Source organism: Methylobacterium sp. WL18 (assembly GCF_008040015.1).
GTDB lineage: Bacteria > Pseudomonadota > Alphaproteobacteria > Rhizobiales > Beijerinckiaceae > Methylobacterium > Methylobacterium mesophilicum.
The window spans coordinates 1-16,376 of the sequence record NZ_VRVD01000052.1; the positions used below are offsets into that span (position 1 = coordinate 1).

Consider the following 16,376-nt stretch of genomic DNA (forward strand, 5'->3'; position numbering starts at 1 on the left):
AACCCCCCGCCCCCGTCGCCCCGTGGGGCCGGTTTTTGGTAAACCCCCCCGGCCCGTGGCGGGGCGCGGGGGGGCCGGCCCCGCGGCGGGCCCGCGCCCGGGGGTGGCGTACTTCGCCTTGCCCGCGCCCACGGCACGGACACGTCCCTCGCGGCGCCGCGCGACCCGAACGACCGCGTCGTCTACGTCTACCGGGGCTGGACCCTCGACGGCCCCCGGGCCGCGATGGCGCTGGGCGTCCTGCATGTCGTGCGCCGGGCCGGCGCGGTTCTGGGAGCGAACGGGGCCGCGACGCGGCACGAGCTGGCCGTGAAGCTGGTCGTGCCGGCGGGATGCGACGCCTCGCCCGAGGCCGTGATGGCCGCGCTGCGGCGGACCCGAGATTAGGCTCAGGTCTCGATGGAAACGTGCGTCGCCGGGCGTTTCCTGTCTCGCGGTGCCGTTTCCCGGATGCATGCAGCGGCGGCGCTGTCCGCGCCGGGCCCCGGATCATCGTCCCCTGACGTGCCGGATGTCCGGGAAAGGGCCGCGCTTCATACGCCAGGCACGATGCGCCAGGTCTTTGCTTCGCATCGTCCCTTTCCGAAAGCCGGCGCCCGCCTTCCGGAATGACTCTTCAATCCGCGACGATCACCCGGTTCGGCAATTCGTCCGGATCGTGGGGCCCGGCCGGGAGGTGCTGCGCCAGGCAGGCGCCGATGCGCTCCACCGCCACGGTCAGGCCGCCCTCGATCTCGCCGCGCGCCAGCGCCCCGCCGAGTTCGGCCAGGATGCCGTCCCAGGCTTGCGCCGGGATTCGCCCGAGCACGCCGAGATCCGTGACGATCTCGGCGTGGCGCTCGGCCAGGGACAGGTAGAGCAGCACGCCGGTGCGGGACCGGGTCCGGCTCAGGCCCCTGGACCAGAACGCCCGCTGCCCGGCCTCCCGGGCCCGGGCGCTGCGCAGGCTGCGCGGCACCAGGGCGAGGCTCAGCCGCTCGATCTGGCTCAGGCCCAGGATCGCGGCGACCAGGGCCGCCTGCGCGAGCAGGATCGTGACCGCACTCCAGCCGGTCAGCGCGATCAGCGGCCAGGGCAGGATCAGCCCGGCGATCAGGGCGGCGTGCAGCACCACGGAGCGGTAGGCGCCCGCGCGGCGGCCGACCATCACGACGATCTCGCCGGACGTGCCGGATTCGGCCCGGGATACCGCCTGGGCGAGGCGTTCGCGCGCCTCCGGGGGGAGAACGTCCGCGATCCTACCAGTCACCCGAGGCTCCCCCGCCGCCGGAGGAGCCGCCCCCGCCGGAAAATCCGCCGCCGAAGCCGCCGGACGAACCGCCATCCGAGTAGCCGCCGCTCCATCCGCCCGAGCCTGGGCCGGGCAGGAACACGATGCCGCCGCCCCGCCCGGCCCGTCCGCCCCGGTTCATGCGCCAGGCCACGAACAGGACGATCAGGAACAGGGCGATGAAGATCGCGACCTGCCCGGGATCGACCTCGTCGCTGCGGACCTGCGGCTTGCGTTGCCACTCCTGCGCATCCCCCGACAGGATCCCCAGGATCCCGTCGACGCCGGCATCGATCCCGCCGTAATAGTCGCCGGTCTTGAAGCGCGGCGTGATCGCGCTGGCGATGATCACCCGGGACAGCGCGTCCGTCAGCGCGCCCTCGAGCCCGTACCCGACCTCGATCCGAACCTTGCGCTCGCTCGGCGCCACCAGCAGCAGGGCGCCGTTGTTGGTCTTGGCCTGCCCGAGCTTCCAGTCCCGGAACAGGCGGTTGGCGTAATCCTCGACGGTCGTGCCCTGCAGGTTGGGCACGGTCGCCACCACGACCTGGTCCGAGGTCTTGTCCTCGTGCGCCTTCAGCTTGGCCTCGAGCGTCCCGCGCTGGTCCGGCGTGAGGATGCCGGCCGCGTCGACCACGCGGCCGGTCAGCGGCGGGAAGGTCAGGTCGGCTGCCAGCGCGCCGACCGCGTAGACGGCCAGGCACCCGAACAGCACGACCAGCGCGAGGAGGAGCCGCACCACCGTGGTGAGGCTCAAGCCCATGAGCCGCATCGATCTATCCGCGCCGTCTCTAGAACTTCACGTTCGGCGGACGGTCGGAGTTGGGCGTCGCCGAGAACGTCTCCATCGGCTTGGACTCCGGATACATGATCGCTGCGATCCAGCGGCCCGGGATGGTGCGCAGCTCGGTGTTGTAGGCCTGGACCGCGCCGATATAGTCGCGCCGCGCCACGGCGATGCGGTTCTCTGTGCCTTCGAGCTGCGATTGCAGGGCCAGGAAGTTCTGGTTCGACTTCAGGTCGGGGTACTTTTCCACCGTGACCAGCAGGCGCCCGAGGGCCCCCGACAGCTGGTTCTGCGCGTCCTGGAATTCCTTGAACTTCTGCGGGTCGCTCACCGTCGAGGCGTCGACCTTCACGCTCGACGCCTTGGCGCGGGCCTCGGTCACGCCGATCAGCACGTCCTTCTCCTGCTGGGCGTAGCCCTTCACGGTCTCGACCAGGTTGGGGATCAGGTCGGCCCGGCGCTGGTACTGATTCTGCACCTCGCTCCAGGACGACTTCGCCTGCTCCTCCAGGGTCGGCACGCGGTTGATCGCGCCGCAGCCCGAGAGGCCGGTGGCGACCAGCAGGACCGTGAGCGCGCTCAGCAGGCGCGCCGCCGCGGAGGAGGGGCGCAGGGCGCCGGCATTCAGCATCGAAACCATTCCGGGGAACTCCCTTCCGGGCGAGGCCCGGTACACCGATCACAGTTCCGAGAGATAAGGCCGCGCCTTGTCAAGGTAAGGGCCCCGCCGGATTCACGCTTGAGGGCAGGCGGTGCGACCCGGTAAGGGCCTCGGCAACGGCCGGGACCGGCGCGCGTTCGAGACAGCATGGGCGAGACCGCACGGGGACCCGGGATGGATGCAGAACTCGCCGACCACGTCAGGGCCGCGGCGGCGGCGGCAAGGCGCCACGCGCTGGCCTTCCGGGCGCCTGTGGACAAGGACGCGCTGCCCTGGTCGGTGATCGAGGCGTTCGACGCCCGGGTCCGCGGCCATGTCGAGCGCGACCGGCGGATCGAGGAGGAGCGCGACCGGGTGCTGATCGCCGCCGTGAACCTCGCCGAGACCCCGGGCGAGGAAGGCGAGGGCGCGGTCGCGGCCGCCCGCGCCGACCTCGTGGACGCCATCGACTACCTGGAGCAGGCTGTCCTGCGCTTCGGCGTGGTCAACCGGCAGGGCGCGAAGCTCGGTCACGGCGCGTACGGCCAGCCGGTCGGCGCGCGGGACTGGCGCGGCCCCCCGGGGGCCGCCAAGACGAGGCCGTAGGCATTCGCGAGACGCGTCCGACCGCGGCGACCGTGAGCCGCCTCGACCTGAAGACGCTGCGCCTGTTCGCGGCGATCTGCGAGGCCGGGACGCTCAACGGCGCGGCAAGGCGGGCGGCGATCGCCCCCTCGGCGGTGAGCAAGCGCCTGGCCGAGCTGGAGCGCGCGCTGGGCTGCGCGCTCCTCACCCGCGAGCCCCGGGGGATGCGCCCGACGCCGGCCGGCGAGACGCTGCTGCACCATACCCGTCGGATGCTGGCGAGCGCCGAGCAGATGGCGCTCGAACTCGCCGAGCACGCGCACGGCGTGCGCGGCTTCGTCCGGATGCTCGCCAACCTGTCGGCGATCGTGCAGTTCCTGCCCGAGGACCTCCAGGCCTTCCTGGCCGCGCAGGAGCAGATCCGCGTCGACCTGGCGGAACGGCCGAGCGGCGGCGTGGTGCTGGGCGTCGAGGAGGGCGCGGCCGATCTCGGGATCTGCGCCGGCGGCACCGATACCCGCTCGCTCACCGCCTACCCGTATCGCGGCGACCGCCTGGTCCTGGTGATGCCGGCCGACCATCCGCTGAGCGGGCACGCCGCAATCGCCCTCGCCGACACCCTCGAATACGACCATGTCGGCCTGCACGTGGAGAGCTCGATCTACGCCGCCCTGCGGGACGAGGCCCGGCGCCTCGGGCGGCCCCTGCGCCTGCGGATCCACGTGCCGAGCTTCGACGGGATCTGCCGGATGGCGCAGGCCGGGATGGGCCTCGGCACGATCCCCGAGGGGGTCTTCGCCCTGCTCGGGCCGCAGCTGAACCTCGCCGCGGTGCCGTTGACCGACCCCTGGGCGACGCGGACGCTCACCCTGGTGGTCCGCCCCGGCGCGCTGCCCCCTGCCGCCGCCCTGTTGCTGGATCACCTGCGCACGGCCGGGGGATAGGAGGGGCTTCCGTTCGCGCGCGGAGAACGCAGCCTCGCGCATAGCGTTTGGACATCGCCCGGAAGCCGGTCGTATCCTCCGGGCAAAGACAGGGAGAGAACGACGGTGTCAGGTCCGCTCAGCGGGATCCGTGTGCTGGAACTCGGCCAGCTCATCGCCGCGCCCTTCGCCACCAAGCTCCTGGCCGAGTTCGGTGCCGAGGTGATCAAGGTGGAGGCGCCCGAGGGCGGCGACCCCTTGCGCACCTGGCGCAAGATGCACGGCGACACCTCGCTGTGGTGGTATCTCCAGTCGCGCAACAAGAAGTCGATCGCGGTCAACCTCAAGACGCCGGAGGGGCTCGACATCGTCAAGCGCCTCGCCGCGAGCGCCGACGTTGTGGTCGAGAACTTTAGGCCCGGCGGCCTGGAGAAGCTGGGTCTCGGCTGGGACGTGCTCTCGGCCCTCAACCCGTCGCTCACGATGGTGCGCATCTCCGGCTACGGCCAGACCGGGCCGTATCGCGACCGGCCGGGCTTCGGCGCCATCGGCGAGGCCATGGGCGGGCTGCGCTACACCACGGGCTCCCCCGACAGCCCCCCGGCCCGGGTCGGCGTCAGCATCGGCGACACCCTGGCCTCGCTCCACGGCGTGATCGGCGCGCTGATGTCGATCCTCAACGTCAAGGTCAACGGCGGCGCCGGGCAGGTGGTGGACGTCTCACTGGTCGAGAGCGTCTTCAACGTCATGGAGAGCCTGGTCCCCGAATACGATCTGCTCGGCGAGATCCGGACCCGCACCGGCGGCGCGCTGCCCGGCATCACCCCGTCCAACACCTACCCGACCCAGGATGGCGGCTACGTCGTGATCGCCGGCAACAGCGACCCGATCTTCCGCCGACTGATGACGGCCATCGGCCGCCCCGACCTCGCCGAGGACCCGCGGATGCGCTCGAACGAGGGCCGCTCGCAGCACGCCGCCATGCTCGACGGCGTGATCGGCGACTGGTCGAAGGCCAGGAGCGTCGCGGACGCGCTGGCTGCCCTCGACGCCGCGGACGTGCCGGCGGGCCGGATCTACTCGGTGGCCGACATCGTCGCCGACCCGCACTACCAGGCCCGCGACATGATCCTCCAGGCCGAGTTGCCCGGCGGCACGCAGGTCAAGATGCCCGGCATCGTGCCGAAATTGTCCGGCACCCCCGGGGCGGTGCGCTGGCAGGGGCCGGCGCTCGGCGCCCACACCGACGCGGTCCTGGCCGATCTCGGCCTCGACGCGACCGCGATCCAGACGCTGCGCGACGCGGGAGCCGTGAAATGAGCGACGCCACGATGCTGGTCCAGGAGGTCGCCCCCCGCGACGGCCTTCAGATCGAGTCCGCCTGGGTCGAGACCGCGGAAAAAATCGCCCTGGTGGACGCGCTCTCGGATGCGGGCTTCTCCCGCATCGAGGTCTCGTCCTTCGTCTCGCCCAAGGCGGTGCCGGCGCTCCGGGACGCCGCCGAGGTCTTTTCCGGGATCCGCCGCCGTCCCGGAACGGTCTACGTGGCCCTCGTCCCGAACCCCAAGGGCGCCGAGCGGGCGCTGGCGGCCGGGGTCGGCGAGATCAACCTCGTCGCCTCGGTGAGCGAGACCCACAACCGCGCCAACATGGGCATGAGCCCGGACGACTCAATCGCAGGGTTTTCCAAGATCATGGAGACCGTGAAGGGCTCGGCCGTCCTGACCAACGCCTCCGTCGCCACGGCCTTCGGCTGCCCGTTCGAGGGCGACCAGCCGGTCGACAAGGTCGTCGCGCAGGTGGAGCGCTATCGCGCGCTCGGCATCACCGGCGTGACGCTCGCCGACACCACCGGCATGGCCAACCCGCGCCAGGTCGAGCGCCTCGTCGCCCGCGTCCTGCAGATCGTCCCGGCCGAGCACCTGACGCTGCATTTCCACAACACCCGCGGGGTCGGCCTCGCCAACGTGCTGGCGGCCTGGCAGGCGGGGGCGCGCCGCTTCGATGCGGCGCTCGGCGGCCTGGGCGGCTGCCCGTTCGCCCCGGGCGCCACCGGCAACATCTGCACCGAGGATCTGGTCAGCATGGCCCACGAGATGGGGATCCCGACCGGCCTCGACCTGCCGGCCCTGATCGCCCTGTCCCGGGACCTGCCCCGGCTGGTCGGCCACCCGGTGCCCGGCCAGGTCGCCCAGGCGGGCCGGCCCTGCGACCTGCACCCGGTCCCCCGGGCCGCCTGAGCGAAGGGCGGCCTTAGCCCGATGCATCGGGGGCTCCGCCCCCGAACCCCGCCAAAGGGCTGAGCCCTTTGGAAACCCGTGACTTGAGACACCGTGCGAGGAAGCCGCCCATCTGAAGGCGGTCCCGCGCAGCTGCCCCCGTCTTCGACGGGCGGACCGATCGAGGGAGGAACACGATGGCCATCGCGGTGACCGGCGCCCCCGCGCGCCCAGAGGACGTGACCGAGGCCGGCATCGTCCGGAAGGTGGCGTGGCGGCTGATGCCGCTGATCATGGTCTGCTACCTGTTCGCGTTCTTCGACCGGATCAACATCAGCTTCGCCAAGTTCCAGCTGCAGAGCGACCTCGGCTTCAGCAACGTCGCCTACGGTCTCGGCGCCAGCATGTTCGTGGTCGGCTACGTCATCTTCGAGGTGCCGTCGAACCTGTTCCTCTACCGGGTCGGCGCGCGGCGCTGGATCGCCCGGATCATGATCTCCTGGGGGATCGCCACCGCGCTGATGATCTTCATCCGCACGGAATGGCACTTCTACACCCTGCGCTTCATCATCGGCGCCATGGAGGCCGGCTTCGCGCCCGGCATCCTGTACTACCTGACCCTGTGGTTCCCGGCCTCGCATCGCGGCCGGATCACCTCGTTCCTGTTCGTGGCCTCGGCGTTCTCGGGCATCCTCGGGGCGCCGGTGGCCGGCCTGATCCTCGGGGGCCTCAACGGCGTCGCCGGGCTCGCCGGCTGGCAATGGCTGTTCCTGGCCGGCGGCTTGCCCTGCCTGCTGCTCGGCGCCCTGGTGCTGATGCGCCTCGACGACCGGATCTCCGATGCGCGCTGGCTGTCGCAGCCGGAGAAGGACCTGCTGTCCGCCCGGATCGCCCACCACAACCGCGAGATCGGCGACCATTCGCTCCTCGGCGCGCTGCGCCAGCCGGGCTTCCTGATGATCGGGCTGGTCTACTTCCTCCTCCAGATCGGCTCCTACGGGCTGAACTTCTGGGGGCCGGACCTGATCAAGACCGCCAGCGGCAGCAGCGCCGCCTATGTCGGCCTCCTCACGGCGGTCCCGTACATCTGCGGCGCGATCAGCATGGTGGTGGTCGGGCGCCTGTCCGACGCCTCGGGCGAGCGGCCGAAGTTCGTCGCCGCGCTGGCGATCGCCGCCGCCATCGGGTTCTTCACCGCCGGCCTGTTCGACCGGCAGATCGTGCCGCTGATGATCGCGCTGGCGCTGCTGGGATCCGGCATCGTCGCCTCGATCCCGACCTTCTGGACCCTGCCGGCAAAGCTCGTCACCGGCGTCGGCGCGGCCGGGGGCATCGCGCTGATCAACACGCTCGGCCAGTTCGGCGGCATCGTCAGCCCGGTGATGGTCGGCTGGGTCAAGGACCTGACCGGATCGACCACGCCGGCCCTCTACGTCATCGGGTCGCTCTGCCTGGTGGCGGCCGGCCTCCTGCTGTTCGCCATGCCGGCGAGCCTGCGCCGGAGCGACCGCGGCCCTTGAACGGCTTGCCGAACCGCTACTGCGGACTGAGCCCGACGGCGTAGCGGAAATCGCTGGGCGTCAGGCCGAAGCGGTTCTTGAAGCGGCGCGTGAAGTAGACCCGGCTGGTGAAGCCGCAGCCGGCGGCCAGGGTCGCGATCGTCAGGTTGGTGAAGGCCGGGTCGATCAGGCGGTCGGCGGCGACCTCGAGCCGGCGTTGCCAGATCCAGTCGGAGACGTCCTGGCCCCGCTCGTGGAACAGCTGCTGCAGCCGGCGCGGCGACACGCCGACCGCGGCCGCCAGCTGAGACGGATCGAGGCTCGGATCGCCGAGGTTCGCCTCGACATGCGCCTTGGCCCGCTGGACCAGCACGTTGCCGCCGAGCGGCTGCGGCAGGTCCTGCGCCATCCGCTCGGCGATGCTGGCGACGATCAGGTCCACGCCGATCGACCCCATGCGGGCGGCCGCGACCGGGTCGAGCTGGTGATGCATGCGGCTCAACTCCGCGAAGTAGCCCATCGCCAGGGTCGCGGTGGCCAGGTCCGCGCCCACCGTCCGGGCCGCGTAGCGGTGGGCCGGCCCGAGCACGCCCTCCAGCCGTTCGCGCGGAATCTTCAGGTACAAGGATCGATTGCCCGGGCTCGTCGTCATCACCGTCGGCTGATGCTCGATCACCACCAGGTCGCCCGGCCGCTGCGTCGAGACCCGATCCCGCTGCGCGATCGTCGTGGTGCCGGCGAGGGTGAGGCCCACGCTGATCCAGCCGTCGTCACCCAGACGGCGGATCTTGGCAGGTGTCGCCTCGCTGCGCAGCGGGCCCTCCGAGACCCGGGTCATGGTGAGCGGACCGAGCGTGGCGATCTCCAGCCTGGCCTCGAAGGGCGCGGCGTCGAGCTGCTCCTGTTCGAGGGGCAGGCGCTGCTCTTCCAGCGTCTCCAGCCATCGTTTGAATCGAACATCGATAGGAATATTATCTGTCGAAAACAATAATTTCATAAGTATATTTCCGTTTTCGGCGATGGCAGACGCCGGACAACGGCGCGACAGACCTCTGAAATATTTGGGCTGAACCTCGATCTGTTGCTGAAAACTGTGCTATAAAATTCAGTACTTGCCGGATTATCAAAGTCGTGAAGACGGTGTTTTGTCCTTGTATACAAAAAATTTCATCGTGTATGCAAGCGGAGTACCACGAGGCGAATGCGATCTTGTGTCCCGCGGGCGGGGCGATCCCCGACTGCCCTCACTCTGCCCGGAACAGGGACCGGACCGCGTGCGGCGGCGGCGATGAGACCGCCGGGGAATCCTATCGCCGCCGCGTCGGATCGTCGGGCCGCTCCGCCGTGTCCAGGAGGGCCGCGACCCGGTACTCCCGCGGAGACAGGCCGTGGCGCTCCTTGAACCGGCGGGCGAAATGGGCCTGGCTGGCGAAGCCGCAGCCGAAGGCCACGGCGCCGATCTGCAGATGCGCGCAGCTCGGGTCGGCCAGGCGCTTGGCGGCCGCCACGAGGCGGCGCTGCCAGATCCAGTCGGAGATGTGCTGGCCGCGCTCGTGGAACAACTCCTGCAGCCGGCGCAGCGACACGCCCACCGCCGCCGCGAGTTGGGGCGGGTCGAGGGTCGGGTCGCCGAGGTTGGCTTCGACGAAGGCCTTGGCGCGCTGGACCACGACGGTCCCGTGCAGCGGCTGCGGCACCTCCTGGGCCATCCGCTCGGCGATGCAGGCCACGATCAGGTCGAGCCCGATCGTCGACATCCGCTCGGCCGAGTCCGGATCGAGCCGGTGGCGCACCTGGATCAGCTCGCGGAAGAAGGTCGATGCCAGGCTGGTCGAGGCCATCTCCGCCCCCATCGACAGCGCGGTGTAGAGGCGGGTCGATCCGAGCATGCTCTCGAGGCGTTCGCGCGGCAATTCGAGGAACACGGCTTGGCTGCCCGGGCTCGTCGTCACCACGGACGGCCGGTGATCGAGCACCACGATGTCGCCCGGCTTCTGGACCGAGTCCCGGCCGTCCTGAAGGCAGGTCGACCTGCCGGAGAGCTTGAACAGCACGACGGCCATGCCGGCCCGGTCGTGATGGCGCGCGGCATTGGGGGTCGTCTCGTTGCGCAGGGCGCCCTGCGTGACCCGGGTCATCCGCAGGGTGCCGACGTTGGCGAACTCCATCTTGCCGGCGAACGGGCTGTCGTCGAGGCGCTCGATCTCGATCGGCACCAGCCGCTCGAACAGCGTCTCCCGCCAGATCTTGAAGCTGCTCTTCGGGTGAAGGTTGTCGGTCGAGAATACGGGCTGCACGGGTGCTGTCCCTGGCGATGCCGGGCGATGTGGTGGTTTACGGGATGCTCAAGAGGGTCGCGTGGCGGTACTCCCGGGGGGCCATGCCGTAGCGTTCCTTGAAGCGGCGGGAGAAGTGGGCCTGGCTGGCGAAGCCGCAGCCGAAGGCCAGGGTTCCGATCGGCAGGTGGGCGCAGCCCGGGTCGGCCAGGCGCTTGGCCGCAGCCTCCAGCCGACGCTGCCAGATCCAGTCGGAGATGTGTTGGCCGCGCTCGTGGAACAGTTCCTGGAGCCGGCGCAGGGACACGCCCATCGCCGCCGCGAGCTGGGGCGGGTCGAGGGTCGGGTCGCCCAGATGGGCCTCGACATGGGCCTTGGCCCGCTGGACCACGACGGTCCCGTGTAGGGGCCGGGACACCTCCAGCGTCAGGCGCTCGGCGATGCTGGCGACGATCAGGTCCACGCCGACCGACGCCATGCGGGCGGCCGAGTCGGGGGCGAGCCGGTCGCGCAACCGGACAAGCTCGTGGAAGAACTTGACCGTCAGCCCCGTCGAGACGACGTCGGCACCCATCGTCAGGGATGTGTAGAGCCGGGTGGACCCGAGCACGCTCTCCAGGCGCTCCCGGGGCAGCTCCAGGAACATGGACTGGCTGTCCGTGCCCGACTCGTGCGCGGCCGGACGATGATCGATCACCACGAACTCGCCGGGGCGCTGCACCGAACTGCGGTCATCCTGGCTGCGCATCGACGTGCCGGCGAGCTTGAAGATCACCACGACGGTGCCGTCCTTGCCGTTGCGCCGGATCAGCCCGCGCGTCGCCTCGCTGCGCATGGCGCCGTGCGCGACGCGGGTCAGCACCAGCGGGCCGACGCTCGCGGCTTCCAGCTTGGCCCGGAAGGGGCGGTCGTCGAGGCGCGTCTGCTCGAGGGGGACACCCCGCCCGACGAGCGACTCCCGCCAGCGCCGAAAGCTGTTCAGGGGGTTAAGACCCTCTGTCGAAAACAATGCTTCCATAAGTAAATTTTTCGACCGAACGGCATTTCGCGCGGCCGGAACAAGGGATCCGCGTCACCAGACAAGCGCCGCCCGACACATATTGTATATTATTTTCAGCCTCAAGGGATGCATTTGAGCAACCTGAGGTGAACTTGGCAACTCACCGCCGGTGGGACGCCTCGCGGCTGTCGATCACTGGGGCGGACCTTCGGGCCGTCGGTCGGCGGACGTGGGGTATTGATGACGCGAGATTGAACAGCAGCGCCTCACATGATCAACGAACCCGAACCCCGCTCATCCTTCCTGCTCGAGAAAGTCGGCGCGATCGTTGCGGCCTACGTGTCGCGAAACCCTGTGGGGGCAGGGGATTTGCCGGTGCTGATCGATCAGGTCCATGCCGCGATCGCGGTGCTCCAGCGCAAGCCCGCCGGCTCCGCCACGTCCTGGACCGGCCCGGCCGCCGCCGAGGTCGAGGCCTCGATCGGCGAGGACGGCCTGATCAGCTTCATCGACGGCCGCTCGTACAAGACGCTGAAGCGCCACCTCACCGCCAACGGTCTCACCCCGGAGCGCTACCGCGCCAAGTTCGGCCTGCCGGCCGACTACCCGATGGTGGCCCCCGGCTACGCCAAGCGGCGCTCGGAGATCGCCCGGGCGATCCAGCTCGGTAACCAGGCGGCCTGAGCGATGGCCTGCGCCATGACCCATCCGGTTCACGGGCAGCCCGAGACGGATCGCTCCGGGGAGATCCTGGAGCGGATCGCCGGAACGCTCCGCATGCCGGTCGCCGCCTTCCTGCCGGACGAGCCCGAGCCGCGCGAGGCCGTGGCTCAGGCGGCGGATCTCGTGACGGCCTTCATGGCGATCGAGACCGTCGCCGCGCGCCGCACCTGCCTCGCCTTCGTGCGAGCCATGGCGCGCCCGTGAGGTCTCGGGAAACCGGGGCCGGAACAGATGGGGCCGTTTCCGCGGGGTGCGGAAACGGCCCTGTCCGTCGTCATGCTTGTCCGTCGATTGCGGGGCTCGACCCCGCCGATACCCGCGGCGTCAGAACACGTGGCGCAGCAGGAAGAACAAGGTCGCGGCCAGCGTGATGGCGGCCGGCAGGGTCAGGATCCAGGCGAGCGCCATGTTGCGCACCGTGGCCATCTGCAGGCCCGAGCCGTTGGCCGCCATCGTCCCGGCGACGCCCGAGGACAGGATGTGCGTGGTCGAGACCGGCAGGCCGTAGAGTTCGGCGAGCCCGATCGTCCCCGCGGCGACCATCTCGGCCGAGGCGCCCTGGGCGTAGGTGAGGTGGGTCTTGCCGATCTTCTCGCCCACCGTGACGACGATGCGCTTCCAGCCGACCATGGTGCCGAGGCCTAGCGCCAGGGCGACGCAGACCTTCACCCAGCCCGGGATGTAGCGGGTGCCGTTGTTGAGCAGCCCGGTGTAGCTCTTCAGGGTCGTCGTCTCGGCCTCGGAGAGACCCGCGCCGGCGTTGGGCAGCAGCCGCACCGCGTCGGCGGTGAGGTACATGGCGCTGCGCAGGTTCTCGGTCTGGGCGGCCGGGACGGTGCGGATCGCGCCGTAGTTCTTCACGCTGGTGGCGATGTCGGTGGCGAGCGCGGAGAGCGCGGCGTAGACCGGCGGCTGGTTCAGGTCCTTGGACTTGAGGGCGTCCGTCACCGTCCGGCGCGCCTGTGCCGCCTCCGGCTGGGGAGCGCCGGCGGCCCGGGCGGAGAACACCTGGCTCGCCGCCGCCGAACTCTGGATGAAGGCCGGGGTCGTGTCGTCCGACATGGTGCGGTTCAGCGCGTAGGCGGTGGGTGCCGCGCCGATCAGGATCAGCATGATCAGGCCCATGCCCTTCTGGCCGTCGTTGCCGCCGTGGAAGAACGACACCAGCGTGCAGGTCAGGATCAGGAGGCCGCGGATCCACACCGGCGGCGGCGTGTCGCCCTTGGGAGCCTCGTAGAGGTCCTTGCGGCGCACCGCGAATTTCAGGGCCAGCAGCAGCAGCGCCGCGAGGGCGAAGCCGCACAGGGGCGAGAACAGCAGCGCCTTGAACACGTTGAAGGCCTGGTTCCAGTCGACGCCGGCGGTGCCGTCGCCGCCGCCCATCAGCTGGTTGGCGAGGCCGACGCCCAGCACCGAGCCGATCAGCGCGTGCGACGAGGAGTTCGGCAGGCCGAAAGCCCAGGTCCCGAGGTTCCAGATGATGGCGGCGAGCAGCAGCGCGAAGATCATCGCGTAGCCGGCCCCCGAGCCGACATGCAGGATCAGCTCCACCGGCAGCAGGGTGACGATGGCGTAGGCCACCGCGCCGGAGGACAGCATCACCCCCAGGAAGTTGAAGAAGCCCGACCAGACCACCGCCACCAGCGGCGGCATCGAGTGGGTGTAGATCACGGTGGCCACCGCGTTGGCGGTGTCGTGGAACCCGTTCACGAACTCGAAGGCGAGGGCGATCAGCAGCGCGAGCCCGAGCAGCGCGAAGGCCCCGTAGGCCAGCGGCGCCTCGCCGACGGCGTTCATGTCGGCGATGAGGCTCACCACCGCGTAGCCGAGCCCAGCCACCAGGACCGCCAGGAAGGCGACGACGCCCCCCAGATGGATCCCGTGCTCGAGGCGCGGACCGCCCGCGGGCCTGCTCCCCACCCCGTGTTGCGGAATGACGGCGGAATCGGACATGGGCCCTCGCGTTGAATCGTCTTCGGAAGCGGGCCGGGATTAAGATTATGGGATGACGTTTCAGTGACGTTTTGTCGGATGTATTCAGCGAAGCATTATATTCGTGCGTCCACCGCCAACGATCCGAAAATATCAATCCGGACGAAGTCTATTCCGCCCTCTTCGAGGTCTGGGTCGCGGTGTTTACTGGTACGACCGCCCCGGGTCCCCGTACCGAGACCTGACATCCGTCCGGCGATGGTCCGCGTCGATCGAAAGGCCGGCGTCGGGCGCGGGGGACGCGTGAAGCTTTTGTGGCGGTGCGGTCGCGGCGCCGGAAGCATAGCGCAAGATGATCCGACCCTGGATTTGTGCCGGCTAATATATCGTGCTGTTGCCGCCGGGATACACGCGATGATTCAGGGCTTTGTGAATGGATTATGACGCATTCGCGTTCGTGGAAGTGGCTAAATCTCCCGCCGCAGGCCGAATGGCCGCGGGCTTGGGGGCCAGGAATGAACGTTCGCTATGGGGTCTCGATCGCGGCCTTGATGGTCGCCGCGTGCGGGTCGGAGGTGCAGGCGCAGACCGTCAACACGACGGCCTCCGACGTCAACGTGCTCAACCTGCTAGCGCCCTACCTGGCGCTCAACGGGACGGCGGCCGGGCAGGCGACGCTGACCCTGAACCTGGCGCAGACCATCGCGCTCAACACCGGCGCGGACCTCGCCCGGCAGCAGGTGGCGATCAGCGACAAGAACCTGCTCAGTGCGGCGAGCAACAGCCTGTCGTCCTCGGGGCTCGGCAGCTACGGCGTCGCGGCCAACATCGCCGGCGGCCTGCCCGGACAGATTCCGATCAACGGCATCGTCCCGCAGCAACCGGTCGGCGGCCTCGGTGCGCAGCTCGGTCCGATCTACCAGCGCGGGACCGCCCAGGGCGTGAACGGCGCCCTCGGCAGCGTGGTCAACCTGCTGGTCAACGCCAACACCTTCACGGGCAACAACCTCGGCGTCGCCAAGAACTACTTCGCCAACGGCGCGGCCAACAACCCGAGCGTGACGCCGGCCAACTACGTGGCGGTGCCGGCCGTGGCGCCGGCGGGTTACAGCCTGCCCACCGCCAACGGCCTGCCCAACACCACCAACAGCGTCTACGACCTCGCCTACGGCGTCACCAACACCCAGCCCGGCCAGGACGTGTACGGCTCGTCGCGCCCGGTCCAGGTCGCACCCGGCCGGATCAACCCGTTCGATCCGACGGCGCTCACCGGCCTCGCGACCAACGCCTCCTTCCCGAGCGGGCACACCACCTACGCGTTCACCAGCGGCTACCTGCTGGCGATGCTGGTGCCGCAGCAATATCAGAACGTGCTGCTGCGGGCCTCCGAGTACGGCGAGAGCCGGATCGTGCTCGGCGTCCACTATCCGCTCGACGTGATCGGCAGCCGGGCGCTGGCGGCCTACGACCTGGCCCAGGCGTTCACGAACCCAGCCTACGTCAACAACGCCGCGGTGACCGGCGTCGCGATCAACCTGCCGAACCAGTTCGTGCAGGCGCAGGGGCAGCTCCAAGCCTACCTCGCCGCCCAATGCGGCAACACCGTCGCGGCCTGCGCGGGTGGCGCCGCCAACACCGCCGGCAACCCCTACGTGCCATCCGGGGCCAACCAAGCCGCCTACCAGCAGCGCCTCACCTACGGCCTGCCGACCCTCACCTTCACCCAGGCCCCGCGCGAGGCGGCCCCGGCGGGCGGCCCCGACGCCGCGATCCTGCTGGCCCCGCTCTACGGCGGATCGACCGCGGCCGCCCGCACGCTCGCCCCGCAGGGCGGCCTCTATGGCCAGCTCTCGACCGCCACGATCAACCAGATCGTGGTCAACACGCAGACCAACGCGCTCGCCGCCTTCTACGGCAGCCCGCTCAGCTACTGGAGCCGCATCGACCTCTATTCCGCCGCCGGCTATTTCGGAGCCGTCACCGGCACCCTGCGGATGGACACGAGCGACCGCCTCGGCATCGATGTCGGAATCGGCAACGGCGGCGCGCTCTACGCCAACGGCACCATCGCGGGCACCGTCTCGGTCGGGGCCGGCGGACTGCTCGGCGGCTCGGGCACGCTCGGCGGCCTCAACGCCCTGTCGGGCGGTATCGTGGCGCCGGGCAACTCCATCGGCACCCTCAACGTCGCCGGCTCGGTCGCCTTCGCGCCGGGCTCGGTCTACCGGGTCGAGGCCAACGCAGCCGGACAGGCCGACAGGATCGCGGCCGGCGGTGCCGTGACCCTCAGTGGCGGCACCGTGCAGGTCGTGGCCGCCTCCGGCGCCTACAGCCCGCGAACCACCTACGCCATCCTGAGCGCGGCCGGCGGCGTCTCGGGACGGTTCGACGGGGTCACGGCGAACCTCGCCTTCCTCAGCCCCGGCCTGCGCTACCTGCCCAACGACGTCGCCCTGACCCTGACCCGCAACGACGTCCCGCTGGCCGCCGGCGCCACCGGCCGCAACGGCGTCGCGTCCGCC

16 protein-coding genes are annotated in these 16,376 nt (G+C 70.2%); 9 read left to right on the plus strand and 7 right to left on the minus strand.

Features of this window, described 5'->3' with window-relative positions:
* The first annotated feature begins 225 nt into the window (after positions 1-225).
* Positions 226-387 (plus strand): hypothetical protein, encoded by a 162-nt coding sequence (locus FV228_RS32975; protein ID WP_187277669.1) that lies wholly within the window; start codon positions 226-228, stop codon positions 385-387.
* 229 nt (positions 388-616) lie between these two features.
* On the opposite strand, the gene FV228_RS07275 is transcribed toward FV228_RS32975, so the two are convergent.
* From FV228_RS07275 to FV228_RS07285, 3 genes are read right to left on the minus strand one after another with little or no spacing between them, the layout of a single operon-like run.
* A complete protein-coding gene (locus tag FV228_RS07275; protein ID WP_147853987.1) occupies positions 617-1,249 on the minus strand; it encodes a TPM domain-containing protein in 633 nt (210 codons plus the stop codon).
* Positions 1,239-2,042, minus strand: coding sequence for a TPM domain-containing protein (locus FV228_RS07280; protein WP_147853988.1), 804 nt, complete (start codon positions 2,040-2,042; stop codon positions 1,239-1,241). Before FV228_RS07280 ends, FV228_RS07275 begins: the two co-directional genes overlap by 11 nt.
* Positions 2,043-2,061: 19 nt before the next feature.
* Complete coding sequence (locus FV228_RS07285; protein WP_147853989.1) at positions 2,062-2,697, minus strand: LemA family protein; 636 nt, start codon at positions 2,695-2,697, stop codon at positions 2,062-2,064.
* A gap of 195 nt (positions 2,698-2,892) precedes the next feature.
* Here FV228_RS07285 and FV228_RS07290 point away from each other — a divergent pair, with 195 nt between their 5' ends.
* The 5 genes from FV228_RS07290 to FV228_RS07310 all read left to right on the plus strand — a co-directional run bounded on the left by FV228_RS07290 (position 2,893) and on the right by FV228_RS07310 (position 7,944).
* Positions 2,893-3,303: a hypothetical protein gene (locus tag FV228_RS07290; protein WP_147854001.1), complete on the plus strand. Its 411-nt coding sequence runs from the start codon at positions 2,893-2,895 to the stop codon at positions 3,301-3,303.
* A gap of 32 nt (positions 3,304-3,335) precedes the next feature.
* Complete coding sequence (locus FV228_RS07295; protein ID WP_238261313.1) at positions 3,336-4,226, plus strand: LysR family transcriptional regulator; 891 nt, start codon at positions 3,336-3,338, stop codon at positions 4,224-4,226.
* A 105-nt stretch (positions 4,227-4,331) separates the two neighbouring features.
* Entirely contained in the window at positions 4,332-5,525 is a 1,194-nt protein-coding gene (locus FV228_RS07300) for a CaiB/BaiF CoA-transferase family protein (protein ID WP_147853991.1), read from the plus strand.
* On the plus strand, positions 5,522-6,445 hold the full coding sequence (locus FV228_RS07305) for a hydroxymethylglutaryl-CoA lyase (RefSeq protein WP_147853992.1): 924 nt from the start codon (positions 5,522-5,524) through the stop codon (positions 6,443-6,445). Before FV228_RS07300 ends, FV228_RS07305 begins: the two co-directional genes overlap by 4 nt.
* A 176-nt stretch (positions 6,446-6,621) precedes the next feature.
* Positions 6,622-7,944 (plus strand): MFS transporter, encoded by a 1,323-nt coding sequence (locus FV228_RS07310; protein WP_147853993.1) that lies wholly within the window; start codon positions 6,622-6,624, stop codon positions 7,942-7,944.
* Between the two features lie 16 nt (positions 7,945-7,960).
* On the opposite strand, the gene FV228_RS07315 is transcribed toward FV228_RS07310, so the two are convergent.
* The 3 genes from FV228_RS07315 to FV228_RS07325 form a co-directional block, all read right to left on the minus strand.
* Positions 7,961-8,920 (minus strand): helix-turn-helix domain-containing protein, encoded by a 960-nt coding sequence (locus FV228_RS07315; RefSeq protein WP_147853994.1) that lies wholly within the window; start codon positions 8,918-8,920, stop codon positions 7,961-7,963.
* A gap of 310 nt (positions 8,921-9,230) precedes the next feature.
* On the minus strand, positions 9,231-10,220 hold the full coding sequence (locus tag FV228_RS07320) for a helix-turn-helix domain-containing protein (protein ID WP_147853995.1): 990 nt from the start codon (positions 10,218-10,220) through the stop codon (positions 9,231-9,233).
* Between the two features lie 37 nt (positions 10,221-10,257).
* A complete protein-coding gene (locus FV228_RS07325) occupies positions 10,258-11,217 on the minus strand; it encodes a helix-turn-helix domain-containing protein (RefSeq protein WP_147853996.1) in 960 nt (319 codons plus the stop codon).
* 252 nt (positions 11,218-11,469) lie between these two features.
* On the opposite strand from FV228_RS07325, the gene FV228_RS07330 reads away from it, so the two are divergent.
* The gene (locus FV228_RS07330; protein WP_147853997.1) at positions 11,470-11,883 is read left to right on the plus strand and encodes a MucR family transcriptional regulator; all 414 of its coding nucleotides are present in this window, start codon (positions 11,470-11,472) and stop codon (positions 11,881-11,883) included.
* A 15-nt stretch (positions 11,884-11,898) separates the two neighbouring features.
* Complete coding sequence (locus tag FV228_RS07335; protein ID WP_238261308.1) at positions 11,899-12,126, plus strand: hypothetical protein; 228 nt, start codon at positions 11,899-11,901, stop codon at positions 12,124-12,126.
* Between the two features lie 120 nt (positions 12,127-12,246).
* On the opposite strand, the gene FV228_RS07340 is transcribed toward FV228_RS07335, so the two are convergent.
* On the minus strand, positions 12,247-13,875 hold the full coding sequence (locus tag FV228_RS07340; RefSeq protein ID WP_147853999.1) for an inorganic phosphate transporter: 1,629 nt from the start codon (positions 13,873-13,875) through the stop codon (positions 12,247-12,249).
* 494 nt (positions 13,876-14,369) lie between these two features.
* On the opposite strand from FV228_RS07340, the gene FV228_RS07345 reads away from it, so the two are divergent.
* Positions 14,370-16,376 (plus strand): phosphatase PAP2 family protein (locus FV228_RS07345; protein WP_147854000.1); only part of this gene is annotated, 2,007 nt, incomplete at its 3' end.

What these genes read in the sequence shown, in the direction of transcription:
- FV228_RS32975 (WP_187277669.1), top strand. Translation starts at nt 226, where the DNA reads ATGGCGCTGGGCGTCCTGCATGTCGTGCGCCGGGCCGGCGCGGTTCTG.
- FV228_RS07280 (WP_147853988.1), bottom strand. Translation starts at nt 2,042, where the DNA reads ATGCGGCTCATGGGCTTGAGCCTCACCACGGTGGTGCGGCTCCTCCTC.
- FV228_RS07285 (WP_147853989.1), bottom strand. Translation starts at nt 2,697, where the DNA reads ATGGTTTCGATGCTGAATGCCGGCGCCCTGCGCCCCTCCTCCGCGGCG.
- FV228_RS07290 (WP_147854001.1), top strand. Translation starts at nt 2,893, where the DNA reads ATGGATGCAGAACTCGCCGACCACGTCAGGGCCGCGGCGGCGGCGGCA.
- FV228_RS07305 (WP_147853992.1), top strand. Translation starts at nt 5,522, where the DNA reads ATGAGCGACGCCACGATGCTGGTCCAGGAGGTCGCCCCCCGCGACGGC.
- FV228_RS07310 (WP_147853993.1), top strand. Translation starts at nt 6,622, where the DNA reads ATGGCCATCGCGGTGACCGGCGCCCCCGCGCGCCCAGAGGACGTGACC.
- FV228_RS07315 (WP_147853994.1), bottom strand. Translation starts at nt 8,920, where the DNA reads ATGAAATTATTGTTTTCGACAGATAATATTCCTATCGATGTTCGATTC.
- FV228_RS07325 (WP_147853996.1), bottom strand. Translation starts at nt 11,217, where the DNA reads ATGGAAGCATTGTTTTCGACAGAGGGTCTTAACCCCCTGAACAGCTTT.
- FV228_RS07330 (WP_147853997.1), top strand. Translation starts at nt 11,470, where the DNA reads ATGATCAACGAACCCGAACCCCGCTCATCCTTCCTGCTCGAGAAAGTC.
- FV228_RS07335 (WP_238261308.1), top strand. Translation starts at nt 11,899, where the DNA reads ATGACCCATCCGGTTCACGGGCAGCCCGAGACGGATCGCTCCGGGGAG.
- FV228_RS07340 (WP_147853999.1), bottom strand. Translation starts at nt 13,875, where the DNA reads ATGTCCGATTCCGCCGTCATTCCGCAACACGGGGTGGGGAGCAGGCCC.